Origin of the sequence: Collinsella sp. SGI.184 (genome assembly GCF_050313415.1) — a bacterium.
Classification (GTDB): domain Bacteria; phylum Actinomycetota; class Coriobacteriia; order Coriobacteriales; family Coriobacteriaceae; genus Collinsella.
In genome coordinates, this window is record NZ_JBNPLJ010000002.1 from 1 (window position 1) to 22,071 (window position 22,071).

20 protein-coding genes are annotated in these 22,071 nt (G+C 61.0%); 12 read left to right on the plus strand and 8 right to left on the minus strand.

Annotated features, from left to right (window positions below; translation table 11 throughout):
• Window positions 1-402: 402 nt before the first annotated feature.
• From ACQRAJ_RS00710 to ACQRAJ_RS00720, 3 genes are all read right to left on the minus strand, one after another.
• A complete protein-coding gene (locus tag ACQRAJ_RS00710; protein WP_370450581.1) occupies window positions 403-810 on the minus strand; it encodes a GtrA family protein in 408 nt (135 codons plus the stop codon).
• 219 nt (window positions 811-1,029) lie between these two features.
• A complete protein-coding gene (locus ACQRAJ_RS00715; RefSeq protein WP_427728966.1) occupies window positions 1,030-1,425 on the minus strand; it encodes a GtrA family protein in 396 nt (131 codons plus the stop codon).
• 78 nt (window positions 1,426-1,503) lie between these two features.
• A complete protein-coding gene (locus ACQRAJ_RS00720; RefSeq protein ID WP_427747413.1) occupies window positions 1,504-3,420 on the minus strand; it encodes a fructose-1,6-bisphosphatase in 1,917 nt (638 codons plus the stop codon).
• A gap of 318 nt (window positions 3,421-3,738) precedes the next feature.
• Here ACQRAJ_RS00720 and ACQRAJ_RS00725 point away from each other — a divergent pair, with 318 nt between their 5' ends.
• Window positions 3,739-4,629, plus strand: coding sequence for a DegV family protein (locus ACQRAJ_RS00725; RefSeq protein ID WP_427747414.1), 891 nt, complete (start codon window positions 3,739-3,741; stop codon window positions 4,627-4,629).
• 107 nt (window positions 4,630-4,736) lie between these two features.
• Here ACQRAJ_RS00725 and ACQRAJ_RS00730 read toward each other — a convergent pair whose 3' ends face one another.
• Window positions 4,737-5,828: a hypothetical protein gene (locus ACQRAJ_RS00730; protein ID WP_427747415.1), complete on the minus strand. Its 1,092-nt coding sequence runs from the start codon at window positions 5,826-5,828 to the stop codon at window positions 4,737-4,739.
• A 190-nt stretch (window positions 5,829-6,018) separates the two neighbouring features.
• Here ACQRAJ_RS00730 and ACQRAJ_RS00735 point away from each other — a divergent pair, with 190 nt between their 5' ends.
• Window positions 6,019-6,189, plus strand: a complete 171-nt coding sequence (locus tag ACQRAJ_RS00735) for a hypothetical protein (protein ID WP_427747416.1) — start codon at window positions 6,019-6,021, stop codon at window positions 6,187-6,189.
• A gap of 21 nt (window positions 6,190-6,210) precedes the next feature.
• Here the strand turns inward: ACQRAJ_RS00735 and ACQRAJ_RS00740 are convergent, their stop codons facing one another.
• Window positions 6,211-7,314 carry an RsmB/NOP family class I SAM-dependent RNA methyltransferase gene (locus ACQRAJ_RS00740; protein WP_427747417.1) on the minus strand — a complete coding sequence of 368 codons (1,104 nt, stop codon included), beginning with the start codon at window positions 7,312-7,314 and terminating at the stop codon, window positions 6,211-6,213.
• Between the two features lie 151 nt (window positions 7,315-7,465).
• Window positions 7,466-9,616, minus strand: a complete 2,151-nt coding sequence (locus tag ACQRAJ_RS00745) for a methionine--tRNA ligase (RefSeq protein WP_427747418.1) — start codon at window positions 9,614-9,616, stop codon at window positions 7,466-7,468.
• Window positions 9,617-9,748: 132 nt separating this feature from the next.
• Here ACQRAJ_RS00745 and ACQRAJ_RS00750 point away from each other — a divergent pair, with 132 nt between their 5' ends.
• From ACQRAJ_RS00750 to queA, 3 genes are all read left to right on the plus strand, one after another.
• Window positions 9,749-10,318 (plus strand): DUF3267 domain-containing protein, encoded by a 570-nt coding sequence (locus ACQRAJ_RS00750; RefSeq protein ID WP_427747419.1) that lies wholly within the window; start codon window positions 9,749-9,751, stop codon window positions 10,316-10,318.
• 132 nt (window positions 10,319-10,450) lie between these two features.
• On the plus strand, window positions 10,451-11,026 hold the full coding sequence (locus tag ACQRAJ_RS00755; RefSeq protein WP_427747420.1) for an epoxyqueuosine reductase QueH: 576 nt from the start codon (window positions 10,451-10,453) through the stop codon (window positions 11,024-11,026).
• Window positions 11,027-11,096: 70 nt separating this feature from the next.
• Window positions 11,097-12,308, plus strand: coding sequence for a tRNA preQ1(34) S-adenosylmethionine ribosyltransferase-isomerase QueA (gene queA / locus ACQRAJ_RS00760; RefSeq protein WP_427747507.1), 1,212 nt, complete (start codon window positions 11,097-11,099; stop codon window positions 12,306-12,308).
• 399 nt (window positions 12,309-12,707) lie between these two features.
• Here queA and ACQRAJ_RS00765 read toward each other — a convergent pair whose 3' ends face one another.
• Window positions 12,708-14,480, minus strand: coding sequence for a hypothetical protein (locus ACQRAJ_RS00765; RefSeq protein WP_427747421.1), 1,773 nt, complete (start codon window positions 14,478-14,480; stop codon window positions 12,708-12,710).
• Between the two features lie 233 nt (window positions 14,481-14,713).
• Between ACQRAJ_RS00765 and tgt the strand changes: the two genes are divergently transcribed.
• The 4 genes from tgt to ACQRAJ_RS00785 all read left to right on the plus strand — a co-directional run bounded on the left by tgt (window position 14,714) and on the right by ACQRAJ_RS00785 (window position 17,569).
• On the plus strand, window positions 14,714-15,853 hold the full coding sequence (tgt, locus tag ACQRAJ_RS00770) for a tRNA guanosine(34) transglycosylase Tgt (RefSeq protein WP_195622157.1): 1,140 nt from the start codon (window positions 14,714-14,716) through the stop codon (window positions 15,851-15,853).
• A gap of 233 nt (window positions 15,854-16,086) precedes the next feature.
• On the plus strand, window positions 16,087-16,845 hold the full coding sequence (locus tag ACQRAJ_RS00775; RefSeq protein WP_154515782.1) for a TIGR00730 family Rossman fold protein: 759 nt from the start codon (window positions 16,087-16,089) through the stop codon (window positions 16,843-16,845).
• 113 nt (window positions 16,846-16,958) lie between these two features.
• Window positions 16,959-17,258: a type II toxin-antitoxin system RelB/DinJ family antitoxin gene (locus ACQRAJ_RS00780; protein WP_427728982.1), complete on the plus strand. Its 300-nt coding sequence runs from the start codon at window positions 16,959-16,961 to the stop codon at window positions 17,256-17,258.
• A 2-nt stretch (window positions 17,259-17,260) separates the two neighbouring features.
• Window positions 17,261-17,569, plus strand: coding sequence for a type II toxin-antitoxin system YafQ family toxin (locus tag ACQRAJ_RS00785; protein ID WP_427728984.1), 309 nt, complete (start codon window positions 17,261-17,263; stop codon window positions 17,567-17,569).
• Window positions 17,570-17,662: 93 nt separating this feature from the next.
• Here the strand turns inward: ACQRAJ_RS00785 and ACQRAJ_RS00790 are convergent, their stop codons facing one another.
• The gene (locus tag ACQRAJ_RS00790) at window positions 17,663-18,523 is read right to left on the minus strand and encodes a DegV family protein (RefSeq protein WP_427728986.1); all 861 of its coding nucleotides are present in this window, start codon (window positions 18,521-18,523) and stop codon (window positions 17,663-17,665) included.
• Window positions 18,524-18,679: 156 nt separating this feature from the next.
• Between ACQRAJ_RS00790 and ACQRAJ_RS00795 the strand changes: the two genes are divergently transcribed.
• From ACQRAJ_RS00795 to ACQRAJ_RS00805, 3 genes are all read left to right on the plus strand, one after another.
• A complete protein-coding gene (locus ACQRAJ_RS00795; RefSeq protein ID WP_427747422.1) occupies window positions 18,680-19,342 on the plus strand; it encodes an HAD hydrolase-like protein in 663 nt (220 codons plus the stop codon).
• Window positions 19,343-19,396: 54 nt separating this feature from the next.
• Complete coding sequence (locus ACQRAJ_RS00800; RefSeq protein WP_427747423.1) at window positions 19,397-20,833, plus strand: M20 family metallopeptidase; 1,437 nt, start codon at window positions 19,397-19,399, stop codon at window positions 20,831-20,833.
• A gap of 293 nt (window positions 20,834-21,126) precedes the next feature.
• Window positions 21,127-22,062 carry a phosphate ABC transporter substrate-binding protein gene (locus ACQRAJ_RS00805; protein ID WP_154515770.1) on the plus strand — a complete coding sequence of 312 codons (936 nt, stop codon included), beginning with the start codon at window positions 21,127-21,129 and terminating at the stop codon, window positions 22,060-22,062.
• The last annotated feature ends 9 nt before the right edge of the window (window positions 22,063-22,071 follow it).

The following is a 22,071-nucleotide window of genomic DNA, read 5'->3' on the forward strand; positions in this document are numbered from 1 at the left end:
CATCGATAACGGGATACGCTTTCCGTTTCGGCGTCCGCGGGAAACTGCGTCCCGGAATCCACGCTCAGACCGGGATACGGTTTCCCGATGGGGCGGGTTTCGGAAAGCGTGTCCCGCTCTGGGGGCTCATTCCGGGATGGATTTTCCGCATGGGGGCTCATCTGGAAACTGCGTCCCGTTCTGTTGACTGATTCCGGGACGCAATTTCCGCTAGGACGGTGTTACGGAAGCTGCATCCCATTCTGAGGCTGCAATCTGGGATACACTTTCCGGAACGGCGTTCATGGGGAAACTGCGTCCCATTCATGCACCGTAGCCCGCCTTCCTCGGCAGACTCTGCAAACAAAAACCGGTTGGAACGAGAATTCCAACCGGCTGCGAAGCGAGATTATGTTGGGCCGTCTACGACCGTGCGCCTTCGAGGAAAAAGCGACGGCTAAAGTAGTTGTACCAGGTGACCAGGAACGTGGCGATGGCCTTCATGGCCTGGTAGCCGATGCTCAAAAACGTGACGCCCACAAACATGTACAGGTCGTTGAGGCCCAGACCGATCACCGACAGGATGGTAAAGATCGTGAACTCGCGCTTACGGCTCATGCCCTCGCGATGGTCGAACACGTACTTCATGCTGAGCCAGTAGTTAACCACGACGGACGTGGTAAACGAGACCGTCGTGCTCATCAAAAAGTCGAGGTGGAACAGCTCGACGAGCGCAATAAGCATGCCCCAGTCGACGCCAAAGGAGATAAGGCCCACGACAGCGAACTTGAGGAACTGCTTGGTATGAGGTTGTGCCAGCGCGTTACGCACGTAATCACATCCAATGCGTTGATGAATCGAGCAACGAGATACTTTAGAGCTTTTGCATGGCAAACGTAAGGTCTTTGGCAAGAACTATACGAACTCGCCAAATATTCAAGAGGTAATCTGCAAACGTTGCAAATCTACCCGTAAACGAGCAAGGCCCAGGCAACGCTGCGCTCGACGCGCGTCATCCGCAGGTCCCCGTAGTGCAACGAGGAGGCCGAGCTATTTGGTCTGCTCGCCCTCTAGGAAGATCTTTCGCGTTACAAAGTTGTAGACCATGACGAGTGCGGTAGCGCAAATCTTGGCGATATTGGCCTCGAGGCCCAGGCCGGCGTTGAGGGCAAGCACGATGCCGTCGTTGAGCGCCAGGCCAATAACGGATAGCACGACAAAGATGATGAACTCGCGGCGGCGGCTCATGCCCTCCTTGTGTGCAAACACGTACTTCATGCTCGCGACGTAGTTAAAGATGAGCGAGACGATAAAACCGCTGGTGTTGGCGATCAAGATGTTGAGGCCCAGGCCGTAGTGGAGCAGATTCATGATGCCAAAGTCGATGACGGTGGCAACGACGCCGACGACGCCAAACTTTATGATCTGCGCAAGGAGCTTTTGCATGGTACCTGCCTTAGGGTGGCGCCGGGGCGCCGCGGGGATGACAAACCCAGCAAGTTTAACCAATCCCCGCAGGCGGGGCTAGGCGCGCTCCTCGATAGCACCGTTTCTATATGCATCGAGGAGTTGGCGCAGGTCTTGGATCTGACTGCGAATCTTGACGCCGGTATCGGTGTCGCTCACCATGCGGCGCCGGTCGGCCTCGTCAAAGCGGTTGGTCTCGCTTTCGATGTCGACATTGCGGGTGAGCGCCTCGGCAACGCTGGTAAAGGCCTGGTGCGACTTGAGGCGGCATCCGCGCGAGCTCGAGATGAGCGTGTAACCGGCGATGCCCGTTTTGGGGTGGTAGGCGCGACAGAAACCGCCGTCGATGACCAGCAGCTTGCCCTCGGCGCGGATGGGCTGCTCGCCCTTGGTGGTCTTGACGGGCGTATGGCCGTTGATGATATGGCCCGTCGGCGAGCAAGCCATGGGGGCGACGCCAAACTCCCGCATGATGTCGTCGCAAACGGACGAGGACGTGGTGAGCGTGTAGTACGGGTCCATCGGCTCGACCCACGTGCTCTTGTCGGCAATGTAGGCGCGCTCGAAGGTGCGCACCACGCGTCCGCTGGCGGGTGAGTTAAAGCCGATCCACAGGTACCACATCCAGTCGAGGGCATCGCGGTCGCCGACGCGCCAGGCGCGGCGGGCGATATAGTCGCAAAAATCAAAATAATCGCGGCCGGCGTGCCAGGTACCCAGGCAGTTCATGCTGCTAAAGGTGCCGTCTTCGTTGAGCGGTACGCAGCCGTGGAACAGCAGATTGCCGTTGGCGACCTTATACATGGAGCCGTGGGTATAGAGGAAATCGATGTGGCGATGCAGATGATCGGCGGTGACAAATTCGGACACGAGCTTGTCGATGATGTGCTGCTCCTCGGGCGTGAGCGTGTAGGGGTCCGTTGGATCGACGGTGGGGAAGTCGTTGGTCGTGAGCGGCCACACGCTGCCGTCGGCGAGGGTGACCGTGCCGGTGTCGTGATCGACCTTGTCGAGCAGAAGACGGTCGGCCATGTCGAACTCGGGGTGGCGCTGGATAATCTGGCCCTCGAGCTTAAAGAGCAGAACGTTGATGGCTTTGATGAGCGGGCTGATGGGCTCGCCGGCGGTATAGGTGGCGTTGGCAAAGGCGACAAGCTCGCGCAGCGAGATGCCGTAGTCGTTCTCGAGAATCTCGTAGTTGTCGTAGCGCAGGTTGTTGCGTAGCACCGTGGCGATGCAGGCGGGCTCGCCGGCAGCGGCGCCCATCCACAACAGATCGTGATTGCCCCACTGAATATCGAGCGAATGATAGGTGAGCAGGCGGTCCATAATCTTGGCCGCGCCGCCGCCGCGGTCGAAGATGTCGCCCACCAAGTGCAGGTGGTCGACGGCGAGGCGCTTGATGAGTGAGGCGAGCGACTCGATAAAGTCGTCGGCGCTGGCGGTCTCCAAGATAGATTCGATAATGCGCTCGTGATAACGCACGCGGTAGTTGTTCTCGTCCGGATGCGTGTGCAGCAGCTCGTCGATGATGTAGGCGTAATCGCGCGGGATGGCCTTACGTACCTTGGAGCGGGTGTAGCGGCTCGAAAGCGAGCGGGCAACCACAATGAGCTGGTTGAGCATGGTCTTGTACCAGGTGGGCGAGTCCTCGTGCCGGCTGCGGACCAGATCGATCTTCTCGCGCGGGTAGTAGATGAGCGTGCACAGCTCGCCCTTTTCGTTAAAGGAGAGCGTGTCGCCAAAGATTTCGTCGACATGCTCGCGCACGACGCCCGAGCAGTTGTTGAGGATGTGCATAAAGGCTTCGTACTCGCCATGCACATCGCTCATAAAATGCTCGGTGCCCTTGGGCAGGTTGAGGATGGCCGAGAGGTTGATGATCTCGGTGAATGCGGATTGCTCGGTGGGGAACTGTCTCGACAGCAGGCGCAGATACTTGAAGTCTTGCGGATTGCGATCGAATGCGACCATGAAACACCTTCCGATGTGGTTGGTAAAACCGATAAACATCGTCAAACGTTTATCAGTATGCGCTGCTTTTGTTTCGATTGGGGTTAGGAGATTGAATTGTTGGCCGAACGGTTTGCTAAATCGATTTAGTCAAGGTAGATATGGCGGTTGAGTGGAGACGTAGGGTCGTTTTTGCAGGCGCATACCTCCGGGATCGCTAGAGATGATGACGGTAAAGATGTTCACTACCTTTGGTTCAATTTGGTAAATAACGGACATTTGTACCGTATTCACGCATGCTGTGCGATAATTTGCGCAGCAATGAGTAAGGAGCCTCATATGAGTGATTTTGTCCTGACCTGTGAATCCGCTGCCGATCGAACCCGTGAGTTCTTTGCGTCGCGCAATATTCCTGTCGTGTGTTTTCATTACGAGATCGACGATGTTGTCTATACGGACGATCTGTATCAGTCGATTACGCCGGACGAGTTTTTTGCTCAGATTGCCGCGGGCGCCATGCCCAAGACGTCTCAGGTGAGCGTGGGTGAGTACGAGGAGTTTTGGGAGCCGTTTGTTGCCGAGGGTAAAGACGTGCTGCACCTGACGTTGTCGTCGGGTATTTCGGGCACGTATGGATCGGCCTGCGTTGCGGCGCAGATGCTCGCGGATCGCTATCCCCAGGGCGGCAAGGTGCGCGTCATCGATTCGCTGGCGGCGTCTTCGGGCCTTGGCCTGCTGGCGGAATGTGCCGCCGACGTTCGCGATAGCGGCGCTTCGCTCGACGAGACGGCCGCTTGGATTGAGGAGCATAAACTCAACCTTCACCACTGGTTCTTCTCGACCGATCTGTCGAGCTACCTGCGCGGCGGTCGCATTTCGGCCGCGAGCGCGATCATCGGCACGGCACTCAAGATTTGCCCGCTTATGACGGTCGATTGCGAAGGTGAGCTGGCGCCGCGTGAGAAGATTCGCACCAAGAAGCGCGCGATTTCCGAGATGGCTAAGACCATGATGGCACACGTGCAGGGCGGTGCGGATTATTCGGGTAAGTGCATCATGTCGCACTCGGCGTGTCGCGAGGATGCCGAGGCAGTTGCGGCGCTGATCGAGGAACAGGTTCCGCAGCTTAAAGGCAAGATTGAGATTAATGACATCGGTGCTCTGATTGGCTCGCATACCGGACCTGGTACGGTGGCGCTCTTCTTTATGGGCGACAAGCGCGTGGACTAACGTTTGTGGGCTGGCTGACGGTTTTAACGGCTACGCCTGTCCTCCTGACATTTGATAGCAGAAAAAGGCCCGTCCCGTTGTTTGCGGGGCGGGCCTTGCTGTTGCGGCTAGCGTTTCTTTCCGCGGAAGAAGAAACCGTGTAGCGAGGGCTTGAGTCCGCGGTTGGCACGACGCTCCTCGATATGATCGTGGATCGAGGCGACGCGTTCGATGACCTCGTCGGGAATCGGCACGTCGGGATTCATGTTCTCGACCTGGCTGACCTCGGCGGCGGCGACCTGGTCGATAATGGGCACATCGTCGCGCGAGATGACAGGCGTGGCGTCTTCCTTCATCTTGCGGTAGCGCTCCATCATGTCGGTTTGCAGCTGCTGGGCCGAAGGCGGCGTCCAGATGATAGCGTTGGCGCCGGCGGCGATGGTTTCACGGATGCTCTCGGGCGTCTTGCCACCCGGTGCGATGAGCGGCAGGCTGGGATAGTGCTCTCGCAGCTCGCGTAGGACCTGGGGTGTGTTTTTGCCGGCGGCGATGTTGAGGATCTTGGCCCCGGCGCGCACCTTGGCGTGGGCATCGTCATCGCAGCGAACGACCGTGGCGATGACGGGGATGTCGGCGATGTTGGTGATGTGCTCGACCATCTCGGCGGTAGCGGGGGAGTTGACCACGCAGCCCGCCGCGCCTTGCATCTCGGAGACGGCCGCCATCTGCACGGAGCGCTTACCGGTGGTGGTACCGCCGCCAACGCCCACAAAGACCGGGCACTCGGCAACAGTCAGCAGCGCCTGCGTAATGGCGGGCTGCGGCGTGAAGGGGTAGACGGCAAACACGGCGTCGGCATTGGAGTTGCGGATGACCGCCACGTCGGTGGTGTAGATGAGCGATTTGATGCGGCGTCCAAAGAGCGTAAAGCCGCTGGCCTCCTCGATCTCATCGGGCATGCGGAGGGCCGCCTTGCGCAGGCGCCCATCGATGGGCAGCGGCTCCATGGGCAAAAGGCCGCTGGGGGTTACGGCCACCTGGGGCTCGGTAAATTCGTCCGCAAGCTCAACCTCTGAGAAATCGACCGAGGCGACGATGTCCTCGTGAACCTCGGCGGGAACATCGATGGGGGCGTGGTCGTTCGTCGCGGCGGGCGTGTCGAAGGAGCTGGTGGCGACAAAAGCGTCAACACGCTCGTTCAAATCGTTGAGAGAATCCATTGCGGTCCGTTTCTATAATGTGCGGTCGGCAGCGTGCGACCGGCGCTACGTTGCTAAAACGTTTGACGAGTTGATTTTTCCCCGCCGCGCTATCCGTTAGACCGAAGGGCCGCGAACGTGAAGGAGCTGTGGTGGCGGGAATCGAGGTGCTATCTTGGATGTCCCGTATACAAAAGAGAGGTGACGCGGTATGGAAATCTCGACATTATTGGGCTCGATTGGCCTATGCGTGGGCGCAATCGTAGCCGCCGCGGTCATCTACTTTGTGGTTACGGCCATTAAGAGCAAAAAGGCCGAGCGCAAGGAACGCGAGGCACTTAAGCGGCACCGTGACCAGCAGGACAGGCGCGCACGGAGATAGCTTGTTGAGTTGGTCCGTGCACTAACTGCGTTTTCGGATCAGAGCGATGTAGAAGCCCTCAAAGTCGCGGCTGGGCGGGATGGTCAGCGTGCCGGGCATGCCGTTGGCGACGGTCGAGACGTGGCCGGTGGCGATGGCCTCGGTGAGGGCGTTGCTCTCGACGCGTGGCTCTTCGCCAGCTTCCTGAGCACGGCGCGTTTCGCTTTCGCTCGGCGTGCCGTCGAGGGGGATGAGCTCGCAGTCCATGTGTTTGTCGAGGGCCTCTTGCAGGGCGTCCTCGTTTTCCTGCGGCATGATCGAACAAGTGGAATAGACGAGCGTGCCGCCTGGCTTGAGGGCGCCCATGGCGCGGTCCAGAAGCGCGCGCTGCGAGCGGGCGCACTTGCAGAGCAGCTGCTCGGTCAGGCCGCGCAGGCTTTTCTCGTTGCCGCTGATGACGGTGCCCGTGCCGGTGCAGGGGGCGTCGAGCAGGATGCGGTCAAAGCGAAAGAACTCGTCAAGCTCACGTGCGTCGATGCGCATGACGGGCACGTTTTTGGCGCCCTGGCGGCCCAAGTTGGCCTCGAGCTTTTCGGCGCGGGGAATGCTCATCTCGCAGGCGGTGAGGTGCGCCTGTCCCCGGGTAAGGGCGGCGATCTGCGTCGTCTTGCCGCCGGGGGCCGCGCACATGTCCAGGATATCCTCGCCGGCCTGAGCGCCCAGCACCAAAGGAGGCATCATGGACGACAGGCTCTGCAGATAGATTTTGCCGTTGCGGTAGATGTCGAGATCCCACAGATCGGATACCTGGGCCTCGGGCAGGATGAAAGCGTCCGGGTACCAGGCAACGGTTTGGTGGGCGATGCCGGCTGCGTCGAGCGCGGCGGCGATGTCCTCGGCGGTCGCCTTGAGCGTGTTGGCGCGCAGCGTGACCGGGCGTGTCGCCGCGGCGCCAAAGCCCTCGATCATGAGCTCGGCATCGGCAGGCGCATAGGCGCCGGCGACCGTGTCGACCATAAAGCGCGGCAGGTCGGCGGCGGAGTGTTGGGCGGCAAGCTGGTCGGAAAGCTCGGTAGCGGCAAACTGCCTGAGCTTGAGCTCGGGCTTAACCTGCTTTTTCTGCTTACGACGACGCGGCTTGGACATCCGTCTTTCCTTCCCATTCCATTAAAAGTAGTCAATTTGGGACGGGGCTATTTTAGCTGCCCGTCCGTTTCGGCAGGCGTTGCAGTTAAATTTGGGACGGGGTAGCTAAAATAGCCCCGTCCCAAATTGACTAGTCTGCCTTGGCGTTTGTCTAGTACTGGCTCTCGTGCTTGCTAAAGAAGTCGAAGCGCGGGGGCAGCGGCTTTACGCGGTGCTCGCCGGGCTTCTCGCCCAGGCTCTCCACAAACTCATCCGTGGAGGCAAAGATGTTATCCCAGCTAAAGAAGGCGACCGGGTCAACGTCGAAGTACTCGCAGATGAGCTCGCAGCCGGCCGGCACAATACCGTGCATGAGCACGGTCGCCACGCGCAGCTCGGTAAAGGCGTCGACCAGCGCCTGCGTCATTGCGGCGTTTGCCTCGCTACCCTCGAGCTTGTTGGCAGCCTTGGAGGCATCGCTCCAGCGCTTGTTGGCGGCACGCAGGTAGTCGTCGCACACGGCGAGCGCGCGGTGCGTCTCGAACTTGTACATGGCCTGCTCAAAAGCGAGAGCTGCCTGCTGGGCGGCTTCGACAACGGTGGCGGAGGCGGCGCCGGCGGGGATGCAGCCGTTGCGGTAGGGGCTCTCGTCGCCCTCCTTGACGGCGACGCCGTAGAAGCAGCTGCGGGCCAGGCGGTTGAACACGCCGGTCAAAAGCGCGCTCTCCTTAAGGGCCGGGTCGATAACGCGCTTGTCGTCGCAGGCGCGCACCTCGTTGCCGTCCTTGTCCTTGCCGGTCACGCGTGTGTCATATGCCTTGGGGCTAAAGCTCACCGGCTTCTCGGACAGGCCGAGCGACAGCCAATGCGCGCGCATCTGCTCGCAGGTGTAGTGGTTGAGCAGGTCGTCTGCCGGCGGGGGAGGCGTCTGCGAGGACGAGCTGGCCTTTTTGCCCATGTAGAGCAGGTGATAGCAGGCGCTGACGGTGCTCTGCGTGAGGTTCCAGCCCAAGGCCTCCCACATGGCGGTCTGCGCGATGCAGTAGAAGTAGATGTTGTCCTGACCGATAAACTGGTAGATCTGTGCGTCATCCGAGCACCACCAGTCGCGCCAGTCGAGCGAGCTGTGCTGGTAGGTGGGCGCGGGGACCTGCGTGGAATCGGCGGCGGGCTCGCCCATAAGGGCGGCATCCTGGGCGGCGACACCTTCGGTCACGCCGGCGGCGCGGGCGTCGCGGGCGAGCACGGTGCGGGTGTAGCTGATGGGCGCCCACAGGCTCTCGGGCCAGCACCAGCAGGTGACGTCGGTCACGCCATCGACCTCGGGCACCGGAACGCCCCAGTCGATGTTGCCGGTGATGCGGAAGGGCACGAGCGCCTTGCCGCTACGGAAGCGCACGCCACCGTTGGTGAGCACCGCGTGGGCGTCGTCGCGCTCCTTCCAGCTGGGGAAGGTGACGGTAAAACTGCTCTTGTTGCCCTCGGGCTCCAGCACGGTGTGCTCGGGGAGCTGGTCCTCGACGGCGTCGAAGGCCTCGCGGAACTTGTTCTGGATGTAGAGCTGTGCCGGCAGCAGCCACTCCTCCATGGTCTTGGAGACCACGGAGCGAACCTGTGGGTTCTGGGCGAGCTTGGCAGTATAGGTCTTCATAAAGTCGAGGTAGGCCGGCAGGTCGAAGTAAAGGTTGTCGACCGGGCGCAGCTCGGGCACCTCGCCGGTGAGCTGGCTCTTGGGTGCGATGAGCTCCTCGGGCTCAAACTGGTGGCCCAGGTCGCACTCGTCGGCATAAGCCTTCTCGGACTTGCAGCCTTGGATGGGGCAGCGGCCGATGACCTGGCGACCGTTGAGGAACGTGCCGGCCTTGGCGTCGTAGAACTGCAGGGTAGAGCGCTTGGAGATGGTGCCCTGCTCGTGCAGGCGCTCGATAATCTCGGCGGTCACCTTGTTGTGAATCTGCGCAGCCGGCTCAAGGCCCGAGCCGCCGTAGATGTCGCAGCTGATGTTGTAGTTGTTGAGGGTCGCGGCCTGACGAGAGTGATTGGACTCGACATACTCGCTAATGGACTTATCGTAGCCCTCGTTCTCCTTGAGCTTGCGGTAGCTCTCCATGATGGGCGAGCCGTAGCAGTCGGTGCCAGAGGTGAAGATGACGTTCTCGCGGCCCAGGCGGTCGCGCAGGAAGCGGGCGAAGAAGTCGGCCGGAACAAAGACGCCGCCAACGTGGCCAAAGTGAAGGCCCTTGTTGCCATAGGGCTCGCCGGCGGTAACGATGGCGCGGCGAGGCCAGCTGGGACGGTCGTTCATGGAGTATTTGGATGCCATGGGACTCCTTCGCATATGGTAAGAGCGTGGCCGGGCGCAAGGCCTGGCGACGCGGTGGTCAATTCGTGCATATCGTTCGACATTATCGCACATGCGGGCGGGTGCGTGGCAGGGGCGCTATCCTAAGATGCTATGAATGAGATTTCCAACATACATGCGTTTGAAGACGAGGATTTCCTGCACGCTTGCTTTGTGTGGGGGATTGCCGTGCTTGGTGCATTTGCCGTGTGCCTGGTGCCGGTGTTTGTGCTGCTGGGCGGGCCCGCGGACTTGGATGCGGCTGACGCGGGTGGCTGGATGGCTGTCTTGGGCTGGATAGGTGGCTTGGCTGCGGTTTCGGCGGCGTCATTTGCCGTGCACGAGTTGGTGCACGGCGTGTTCTTTAAGCTGCTGGCTCCTGCGGGCGCACAGGTGACCTTTGGGGCGAACCTCGAGACGTGCATGATCTATGCCTGCGCCGAGGGCGTTGTGTATTCGCGCCGGCGGTACGTGGCAGTTTGTCTGGCGCCGACGGTTGTCGTGACGACAGCGTTTACCCTGGGGTTTGCGTTTTCGGGCTATCCGCTGCTGTGTTACCTGGCAGCCGGCTTGCATTTGTCGGGCTGTGTGGGCGACTGGTACTACGTGCGGACCATTTTGCGCGACCGCCGCATTGTCGCCTGCGAAGATACGTCCTTTGGCGTGCGCTTTTTTGGTCAGTAGTCTTTTTGGGACGGGGCTATTTTGACTACTTTCCTGTTGATGCAGGTATTTGGAACTGCTTGACGTCAAAAGTAGTCAAAATAGCCCCGTCCCAAAAAGACTACCCTGGGCAAAGATTGGGAGGAGATGTCCATGAAGCCGTTGCTGTTGCACGCCTGCTGTGCGCCGTGCTCGCTCGAGCCGGTTCGTCTGCTGCGTGAGGAGGGGTTTGAGCCCACGATTTGCTGGACCAACCCCAATATTCAGCCGCGCGATGAATGGCAGCGCCGTTTGGACGAGCTGCGCCGGTGGTGTGCCGATGGCGACATCGAGCTCATCGAGGCGGGGGAGGACCACGAGCGCTGGGAGGCCGGCGTGGCCCCGCTGGGCGCCGATCGACCCCGTCGCTGTCGCGCGTGCTATGCCCTGCGTCTTGCCGAGGCATGCCGTGTGGCCCAGGAGCGCGGGCTTGAGTTTGTGGGCACGACGCTCGCCGTCTCGCCGTATCAGTTGTTCGACACCTGCAATGACGTGCTTGAGCGCTTGGCGGCGGCACATGGTCTCACCCCGGTCATTCGCGATTTTCGCCCGTATTATCCCGAGGCGACGCGTCGTTCGCGCGAGCTGGGCATGTATCGGCAGAATTATTGCGGCTGCCGATTCTCGGCCGTCGAGGCGGCCATGGACCGCGCCCGCATCCGCGACGAGCGCAAAGCCGCCAAAAAGTAGTTCTTTTGGGCTGGTAGCCTGCTAGGATGTAGAGCGGATTTTAGCTATATAAGGAGTATTCGACGTGTCTATGCGTACCGATGATTTTGACTACAACCTTCCTGAGGAACTGATTGCCCAGGCTCCTGCTGAGCCGCGTGACTCCTGCCGCCTGCTGGTGGTGGATCGCAAGGGCTCCCAGGCGGGAACGCCGCTGGAGCATGGCGGCACCGTCGAGCACCGCATCTTCCGCGACATCATCGACTATATCGAGCCGGGTGACGTGCTCGTCATCAACCAGACGCGCGTGATGCCGGCCCGTCTTATCGGTCGCAAGGCCGGCTCGGGCGGCGTGGTCGAAACGCTGCTGCTCAAGCGCCGCGAGGACGTGGATCCTCTGGGTCACGTTTGGGAGTGCCTGGTCAAGCCGGGCAAGCGCCTAAAGCCCGGCGCTCAAATTGAGTATTGCGCCGGTGGCGCCCATGCGCCCGAGGGCGCGCCCGTGGTGCTGACGGCCGAGGTCGTCGACTTTGTCACCGATAGCCGCGGCGGCCGCCTGGTGCGTTTTGAGCCAGCCGGTTGCAATGCCGCCGGCGACCCGCGCACGCTCGATGAGGCCATCCATGCTGCCGGCCACGTGCCGCTGCCGCCCTACATTACCGATTACGAGGGCGATCCCGAGAAGTACCAGACCGTCTACGCCATGAAGGAGGAGCACTCAGCTGCCGCTCCCACGGCGGGCCTGCACTTTACTCCCGAGCTCATGGCCGCTATCGAGGCCAAGGGTGCGAAGTTTGCCGCCGTCGAGCTCGAGGTGGGCATCGATACCTTCCGTCTGGTGGAGGAGGACGACCCCACGCAGCACGTGATGCACACCGAGCGCTATCACGTGTCGCAGGAGGTTGTCGACGCCGTGCATAAGGCTAAGGCCGAGGGGCATCGCGTGATTGCTGTCGGTACCACCGCAGTCCGCTCGCTCGAGAGTGCGTTTGACGCGGACGCGCCGGTGTCCGATCCGGCTGTGACGGCGCGCTATTTTGAGGGCCGTGAGGACGGGGCCGACACGCTCGGCCGTGGTGACATCGTGGCGCGCGAGAACGCGACAACGCAGCTCTACCTCATGCCCGGCTCGACCTATCACGTGGTCGACGCGCTGATCACCAACTTCCATGTTCCGCGCTCCACACTCATGATGCTCGTGAGCGCACTTGCTAGCCGCGACCAGATCATGGATGCCTATGCCGTCGCTATCGAGCAGCGCTACCGCTTCTTCAGCTTTGGCGACGCCATGCTCATTTGTTAGTTACGCGGTTCTACGAACCGCGTAACTGCTCGACGCTGCGCGGGCCGCATTTGGACAATCTGACGTTCAACTTCAAGGGCGCGACCAGAAGGTCAGCGCCCTTTCGTTTCACGTCACCTTGCCTCAAATGCGACCCGCTCGCTGTCGCTGGCAAAACATCGGCATTTCTTTGGTTGTCAAGAGATTGCCGTTCTGGCGGGTTTTCGCTGACTTCGCCAAATCATTGGCGTTGCCGTGGTTCAACCTGCCAAAAAGGGACAGGTTTATTTTGGCAGGTTTTATCTGGGCAAACGTTGTTGGTGCAATGGGGACTGCTTTATATGCACCAAGTTGGTGCAAAGTAGCCTGGCCCCTTTGCACCAATCAAAACGTTGCGGTGAGTGTTTTTTGGCAGCTGGTTTACTTGCTCGCGAACAGCCAGATCAGGACGATCACGAGGATTACGGCAACAATGCAGACGATTGCGCCGGTGAATTTGACGCGTGAGTCGCGGGTGCGCTCGCGCACGTCGTTCTCGGCGGCTTCGAGCTGAGCCACTTCGCGCTCGGTTTCGGCACGCTCGTCCTTATCGCGAGCCAGGGAGCCCGCGAGCGATTCGGTGATCTCGGGATGGTTGTGCACCTCGGTCGCCTGCTCGATGATCGACTGCGCATGCGCGACGTCCGCCTGGGCATTGGCGATAGCCTGCTCTTGCTCTTGACGCGCTTTGTCCTCGGTGACGATCTTCTCGCGTAATTCGCGCTGGCGCGTTGCAGCGGCCGCCTTTGCGGTCTGCAGCTCGTCGCGCGCGGCATCGGCCTCGGCCGTCACGGCCTGATGGGCGCGTTTGGCGTCGGCGATGGGGGCTTGCGCCTGCTCGACGGCGTGCTCGGCGGCTGCGAGCGAGTGCTCAAGATCGGCGGTGATGCGCGGGACATCTTCCTCGGCTTTACGCAGGGCATCAGCCGTGTCGGAGATCTGCATCGAAAGCTCGCTGGTGCGCACCGTATAGTTGGCGGGATTTGCCGAGGGATTGCGCTGCAGCTCGGCATACTCGCGGCGCAACGTTTCGAGTTGAGCACGCGTGGCGTCGACGGTTTGCTGCGCTGCGGCAACGCCGGCGTCGCGCTCGGCCTGTACCTTGTCGCGGATGCGCTTGGAATCTTCGAGACGTCGTACGAGGCGGTTACCGGTCTCGCGCGAGCTGGCTTCGCGCGCTTCGACGGCATCGAGTGCGGCTTTGAGACGCCGCTCGGTGGCGTCGTCCTCTTCTTTTATTTGTTCGAGCTGCGCTTTGAGCTCTGTTGTCTTGGCGGCATGGGCGTCGCGGCCGATTTCTGCCGCCGCGGCGGCCTTTTGTGCCGTGTCGATAGCGTGGCGCTGCTCGGCGACGATTTGGTCGTAGCGGCCTGCGATATCCTGGCGCGTCTCGAGCTCCTCGCCTTGATCGGCGATGCGCTGATCAAGTTCGGCCAGATGGGCACGAGCATCCGCGAGCGCCTTCTTTGCGGCGTTCATCTCGCGCATGGCAGAGGCGCCCTGGGCGATAAAAGTGCCTACGGCGTTTGCTGTATTTGAGACGGCGGTTCCCAGATCGCGGCTGGCTGCAGGGGCGTGTGGAGCGGTCGGGTGACCGGCGTCGGCCGTACCCGCATCGGGCGCCTGCGACGTGGCGATATTGCCGGTGCCACCCTCGATCACGGAAAAGCCGGCAGTGTGCGGGTCGACTGCATCTGCGCCAATTGTAGGGTGCTCGAGCTGTAAGAACGAAGGTACGGTGCTGCCTTGGTCGGCAACGGGGGTCTCGCCAGGCACGAAGGTCGATGCGGCCTCGGCGGCCTTCTCTTCTTCGGCGTCCACATCGGCGTCGGCCACGGCGTCTTTCATCGCTTTGACGGCATCCATCATGGAGTCCATGACGGCATCGAGCTCTTCTTCCGAAGACACCTCGATGGGGCCTGCCGCCTGTGACGCGGGGTCCGCGTCGGGCTCGGCGTCGTTCGACTCCGGTTGCTCGCCTTCGTCATGCTCGACGGTATCGCCTGTGTCTGTTGCCTTATCCGCACCGGCGTGCGCATCTTCGGCGGATGCATCGACGGAAGCGGCGACGCAGGTAGGAGTGCTGCAGCCGTCGGCGGCGTCTGCGGAATCATCAATATGCTGCTGAGTCTGGGGGTCCAGCTCGTCTGTCATAGGCATGTGCTCCTCATCGTTGATTGTCACCCTATGATAAAGTCTCGCGCCGGCATCCCGCGCGCCGCAGCAAAGTTTCAAAACGTGTTCGATGGCTCGCTTGGATAGCAAAAATTTGGCCGCTCTATTCAGTTTGCGCTTGACATTCCCTTCTCCGAAAGACGTTATGCCGTTCACCTGCCGCGGTCTTTATAATGGTTTGCGTATGAACCGCAACCAAGGAGTTCCAGTTTATGGACCAGAGCCTATTTAAATTCGACCTGATCGCTGAGGATCCGACGACGCATGCGCGTGCCGGCGTGCTGCACACCCCGCACGGCGACATCGAGACGCCGATCTTTATGCCCGTGGGCACCAAGGCAAACGTCAAGGGCATTCCTACCGAGACTGTCAAGCAGCTCGGCGCCCAGATCGTGCTCGCCAATACCTATCACCTGTCCATGCGTCCCGGCGAGGACACCATCGCCGAGTTGGGTGGTCTGCACAAGTTTATGAACTGGCATGGCCCCATCCTCACTGATTCCGGCGGTTTCCAGGTGTTCAGCCACAACGACGCCGTCAAGCTCACCGACGAGGGCGTGCGCTTTATCGTCAACGACTACGACGGCCGCCACGTGTTCTGGACGCCCGAGGACAACATGGAAATCGCCATGAAGCTCGGCTCTGACATCTGCATGCAGCTCGACCAGTGCCCGGGCTATCCCGCCACGCGCGCCTACGTTGAGCGCGCCGTTGAGCTGTCGAGCATGTGGGCCGAGCGCTGCTATAAAGCTCATACCCGCGACGACCAGGCGCTCTTTGGCATCGTTCAGGGTGGCATGCATCTGGACCTGCGCCTGCGTTCGCTGCGCCATCTGGAGGAGTGCGGTGACTTCCCCGGTTACGGCATTGGTGGCTACTCGGTGGGCGAGGACCACGAGACCATGTTTGAGACGCTGGCACCGCTCGCGAGCGAGTACATGCCCAAACATAAGCCGCGCTACCTGATGGGCGTCGGCAATCCGACGACGCTCGTGCGTGGTGTAGGCGTGGGCATCGACATGTTCGACTGCGTGCTGCCGACGCGCACCGGCCGCATGGGGACGGCGTTTTCGAGCGAGGGTCGCCTTAACTTCCGCAATGCCCGCTTTGCGCACGACGACGGCCCCATCGATCCTACCTGTACCTGCCCGGTGTGCACGGGCGGTTACAGCCGTGCGCTCATTCGCCACATGGTCACGCAGAAGGAGATGCTCGGCGGCATTTTGCTTTCGATGCACAACATCTACTACCTGCTCAACCTTATGCAGCGTGCCCGCCAGGCCATTATCGAGGGCCGTTACGGTGCGTTCGTGAGCGACTGGATGAACAGCCCCGCGGCAGTGGATTACTAAGAGCTGCGGGTGCGCTTACGGGGGCGCTCGCGCGGTGTCGAGGCTACGTGCCAATCGACCGTGCGTAGCCGGCGCCGGGCATCGCATGCGTCGGCATCGGTTGCACGACCTCTGACCGATGCCTTGCAAGCGCTTGATGCATCGTGGGTACCATACCGAATGGTTGATGTTCGGGCGGGTGTTTGACGCATGGCGTCGACCCCGCTCGTTTCTATTTTCGATAGGAGTATCCCATGATTAAGAATGAGAACGTCGAGGGCGAGCCGGCCTACGACGAGACGTACCGACGCGGCCCCGTGGTTATGCGCGGCCCTATGATTCCTAAGGACAACACCTACGCCAACCTGCTGGCGCCCGAGGACTCGACTGACTGGTTGCACGCCGACCCGTGGCGTGTGCTGCGCATTCAGGCCGAGTTTGTCGATGGCTTCGGCGCGCTTGCCGAGCTCGGGCCCGCGGTGACCATCTTCGGCAGTGCCCGCACGCCCAAGACCGATCCGCTCTACAAGGCGGCGCGCACGGTCGGCCGCAAGATCGCGCAGCGCGGCGTGGCGGTTATCACCGGCGGTGGTCCTGGCATTATGGAGGCGGCCAACAGGGGAGCGGCGAGCGCCAACGGCAAGTCGGTCGGCTTGGGTATTGAGCTTCCGCACGAGCATGGGCTCAACAAATACGTGAACCTCGGCATGGACTTCCGTTACTTCTTTGTGCGCAAGACCATGTTTGTCAAATACAGCTCGGGCGCCATCGTGTTTCCCGGTGGTTTTGGTACGCTCGACGAGATGTTTGAGGTGCTCACGCTGGTGCAGACGCACAAGGTCAAGCGCATGCCGCTTGTTTTGGTGGGCAGCGAATACTGGCAGGGCCTGTTCGACTGGCTCAACGGCCCGGTGATGGATGCCGGCATGATCAGCCCACTCGATCCAGACCTCGTCCACATCACCGATGACCTCAACGAGGCCGTCGATATTGTCCTGAGCGGGCTGATGTAGGGCGAGCGTGCCTGTCGTTGTGGAATGTGAACGGCAGACTGATGCTATTTAACATCAGCCTGCCATCTAAACGGGGTATACTGATGCAAAAGACGAGGGCGAGGAGGTCGCATATGTCTACTGCAGCGGTTAAGCCTACGACGGTTCGCATCGAAGAGGGGCTCAAGGAACAGGCGACTGAGTTCTTGGATACGGTTGGTCTGAGTCTCAATTCGTATCTCAACCTTGCTGTCCGGCAGCTGGTAAATCAACGAAAGATTCCTTTTGAGATCGTAGGAAGGGCGGAGGTGCCCAATGAGGCGACGAGGCGCGCCATGGTGATTGCCGAGGCTCATGAGTTGGGGATTTTGCCGGACGACAGCCCGTCATTCAATAACGCCGATGAGCTTATATCGTTCCTCGATGAGGGCTAGCGATGTTTGAGATTAAAGTCGAGGCTCAGTTTAAGGCGGATTACAAACGGACGATGCGCGTCCATCCGCAGCTAAAAACCGAGTTTAAGGCGGCAGTTGCAGAGCTTGCGGCTCACGGCTCGCTTCCCGCGGAATATGGCGCCCACGAGCTTTCAAACCCGGGTGGCAACTACAACGGCCACATCGATTTCCATCTATCCGATGGCTTGGTCGATGTGGTCGTTCTCTACTTGCCGCATAAGACTAATCCGGTGATCAGACTGGTCAGAATGGGCTCACATGATGAGCTATTCCAGGGCCCACAGGGCTGAGTGCCCGTTTTTAAGTTGCGGTGGAATAGGGATTGATTTGCGGTTGATAAGCCAAAAACAGTCCCTATTCCACCGCAAGTGGTAAAGGTGCCCCTAGTGGATGGGCTGGTAGCGGGGACAGTAGCTGATGGCGATGGCGTCGACGCCTACGTGGGTGGCGATGGTGCAGCCGATGGGGCCGGTGCCGGCGTCTACGTAGTTCTGGCCTGCGAGCGCTTGGTTGACGAGCTCCTGCTCCTCGGCGGCGCCGGTCGTGAGCACACGTACGCTGGAGCCCGGGTGCTCGGCCAAAAATGCGAGGCAATCTGCCATGGTGTTGGTGACGATGCGCTTGGCGCCACGACCCTTTTTGATCGCCTTGATCTCGCCCGATTTCCACTCCGGCGAAACGGCCAGGCGAATATTGAGCATCTGCGTGAGCTGGCCGGCGAGCTTGGGCGCGCGGCCGTTCTTAACGAGGTTCTCGAGCGTGCGGGGAATCAGCAGCAGATGGGCGTCGGGCAGCGTCGCGCGGATCTGCGCTTCGGTCTCGTCCAGGCTGCGGCCGTCCTCACGCATGGCTAGCGCGTACTCCACCAGCAGGCCCTCGGCACCCGAGCCGGTGCGCGAATCGATGCAGCGCACGTCGAGCTCGTGCGCTTCGGCCGTCAGGCTGGCGTTGGCATAGCAGGCGGACCACTCACTGCACAGTGAGATAAAGATGGCGCTATCGTGGCCGTCGGCGCGCACGCGGTCAAAGAGTGCCTTGAACTCGCCGGCGCTTGGCTGCGAGGTGTGCGGCAGCTGTTCGGATCCGGCCATGCGGGCGACGTATTCCTCGGCGGTAATCTGCACCTGGTCGAGCAGGTCTTCGCCTTCGATAATCACATGAAGTGGAATCACGTAAATGCCGAGCTCTTGGGCGCGGGCGGGGGAGATGTCCGACGTGGAGTCGGTTATGATGGCAAAAGACATAATTGCACCTTTCGTTGGGGCGCGACGGCGCCGCCTTCTGAGAGCAAAGTGCGACAAGTATAGTAGAGTCGCTCTACATTGCTAGGTTCAATTGTTGAATAGTCAACAGTTTGAAGTGTCGGTGTGGAAATCTTCAACTGGGGAAGAGGGATGTCGATGGAGGCACTGGAGATATGCAAGCGGCCGGTCGTGCTGTTTGATTTTGACGGCACGGTGGCCGATACGGGCCGGGCGGTGATGACCTCGACGCGTAAAGCGCTGGCTGCGCGCGGGTTTTCTGAGGCGCAGATGGGTGACCTGCGCCGCATGATCGGGCCTCCGTTGTGGAAGAGCTTCCACGACTTTTACGGCTTCTCGCGCGAGGAGTCGCTTGTGGTGGCCGACGAGTACCGTGCCTTTTTTGATGAGCTGGGACCGGAAGAGTACCCCGTGTTCGATGGAATCCCCGAACTGCTCGATGGCCTGGCCGCCCAGGGGCATCACTTGGCCGTGGCGACGTCGCGCATGGAGGCAAAGTGCATCGACATGGTGGGCGAGCTGGGGCTTTCGCAGTTTGAGGCGGTGGTCGGTATGAATCCGCCGCAGGGGCGCGAGACCAAGGCCGATTCGGTTCGCGATGCCCTGGCGGCGCTCGGCGCGACGGCGGACGATGCCGTGATGATCGGCGACCGCTTTAACGATGTGGAGGGCGCGCACGCAAGGGGCGTGCCGTGCATTGGCATCTATTCGGGCGCGGCGGTGCCGGGCGAGCACGAGGCGGCGGGTGCCGATGCAGTGGTGCACTCGGTGGCCGAGCTTGCTAAACTTTTCGCCATCTAATGACGTTATGCGAGGGGCGGGTGTGGCCGTCGCTCATTGGTAAGGAGGTCGTCCATGAATCAGGTGGAACAGAGCGTTACCGAGTATGTCGACGAGATCTGGGAAGATGTCGTTGCCGATATCGAGCAGCTGGTGAGCTATCCGTCCATGGCCGTTGCTGCCCATGCGGAGCCCGGTGCGCCGTTTGGCCGCCCGGTCCGTGATGCGCTCGATTGTGCGCTCGGCATTGCGCAAAAGCTCGGCTACCAGACGAGCGACGACGAGGGCTATGTGGGCATCGCCGACATTCCCGGCCGCGGCGATAAGCAGCTTGCGACCATCTGCCATGTGGATGTGGTGCCCGCCGGTCCCGGTTGGAACACCGACCCGTTTGCGATGGAGCGCCGCGAGGGCTGGCTGCTCGGTCGTGGCGTGATCGACGACAAGGGCCCGGCCGTGTTGTCGCTCTACGCCGGTGCCTACCTGATCAAGCACGGCATTGTGCCGCGCTATACCTTCCGCGCGCTGCTGGGCTGCGATGAGGAAGTGGGCATGTCCGACGTTCACCATTATCTGGAGAACCACGCAGACCCCGACTTTTTGTTTACGCCCGATGCCGAGTTCCCGGTCTGCAATGCCGAGAAGGGCCAGTTTGGGGCGACGTTTGTGAGCTCCAAGATTGACGGCGGGCGCATCGTATCATGGAGCGGTGCCGAGGCGAGCAACGCCATTCCGTCGCAGTCTATCTGCGAGCTCGCGATTGCCGCCGATGAGCTGCCGGCGCCCGTTGAGAACGCCGACCGCCTGGAGATCACGGCGCTCGATAACGGGCATGCGCGGATTTTCGCCCACGGTATTGGCGGTCACGCTTCGATGCCCGAGGGAACGATCAATGCCGTCGGCCTCATCGTGGCGTATCTGCGCGAGGCCGAGGACGCGTTTGGTGCACGCGACGAGCGACTGCTGACGCCCGCCGAGCACGAGTTTGTCAAGTTTCTGACCTTTGTACATGCGGATGCCTATGGCCACGGCCTGGGTATCGACGCGACGAGCCCGGCGTTTGGCCCGCTCACGTGCAACCCCGGTGTTATCCGTGTGATGGATGGCCATATTGAGCAGGTCATCGACGTACGTTTCCCCGACAGCACGAGCGCCGATACCATCTGCGAGCAGCTCGAGCCGCTCGTGGGCCGCTTTGGCGTGACGTGCCGCGTGGGTCGTGCAAAGGTGCCGTTCTCGGTGTCCGCCGACGATCCGGCCGTGAAGGCGCTTATTGATACCTATAACGAGTTTACGGGCAAGCATGCCGAGCCCTTTGCCATGGGCGGCGGCACGTACGCACGCAACTTTGCCCGCGCCGTGTCGTTTGGCCCCGAGGAAACCGGCCTGGAGCTGCCCGCATGGGGCGGCCAGATGCACGGCCCCAACGAGTGCGCCAACGAGGAACAGCTCAAGCAGGCGCTCAAGATCTACATCGTGGCGATTTTGCGCTTGAATGAGCTGGAGCTTTAAGGTTACGCGGTTTCCTAATCTAAGTTGCGATGGAATAGTTCCTAGAATGGGCCATTTGATGGCCAAGCAGGAACTATTGCACCGCAACTTTGTTTTTATTGGTGTAAAAGGCGGGCCATGCTTGGGGGCGGGTTTGTTATTCGTCTGTAAAGCCGAGTCGCGCTTGCGGTAAGGGTCTATCAAATGCCCGTAAGAAACCGCAGTTGGCGCGGGCACCGCCCGATCGAGGCTGTATCTTTCCAAACAGCAAAGCGGGCAGGGTGCCCGCGAGTCGCATGTATGAAAGGAAGATCATGCTCGATCAGGCTTATTCTCGTCGTCAGTTCCTCGGCCTCGCTGGTGGTCTTGCCAGCTTCGTGGGCCTCGGCCTCGTTGGTTGCGGCGGCGCAGGCGCTTCCAACGCCGCCGACAAGGGCAGCGCCGCTGCCGAGTCCGTCTCCGGCGAGGTGACCTACGACGGCGCCTCCTCGTTCCAGGCTCTCGTCGAGGCCGCTGCCGAGAAGTTCATGGACGCCAACCCGGACGTCTCCGTCTCTGGCTCGGGCAACGGTTCGGGCAAGGGCCTGACCGCCGTTGCCGCCGGTACCGTCACCATCGGTAACTCCGACGTCTTCGCCGAGACCAAGCTCGAGGCCGACCAGGTCAAGAACCTCGTCGACCACGAGGTCGCCGTCGTGGGCATGGGCCCCGTCGTCTCCAAGAACGTGAAGGTCGACGACTTGTCCCTCGAGCAGCTCAAGGGCATCTTCTCCGGCCAGATCACAAACTGGAAGGAGGTCGGCGGCGACGACGCCACCATCGTCGTCCTCAACCGCAAGGCCGGCTCCGGTACCCGCGCCACCTTCGAGGCCGCCGTCTTTGGTGACGAGGCCGTCGACTTTAAGGGCGACGCCGAGCTCGACAAGTCCGGCGACGTCCAGACTCAGATGGCCAGCACCGACAACGCCATCTCCTACCTCGACTTCTCGCACTTCGACGACTCCAAGTTCAACGCCATCAAGGTTGAGGGCGTGGAGCCCAAGAGCGCAAACGTCACTGACGACTCCTTTAAGATCTGGGCGACCGAGCACATGTACTGCGCAAAGGACGCCGACGATGCCACCAAGGCCTTCTTGGAGTTCATGCTTTCCGACGACGTCCAGGGCAAACTCGTCGAGGAACAGGGCTTTATCCCTGTCTCTGCCATGAAGGTCGTCAAGGACGCCAGCGGCAAGGTCTCCGCTAAATAAGTAATCGCC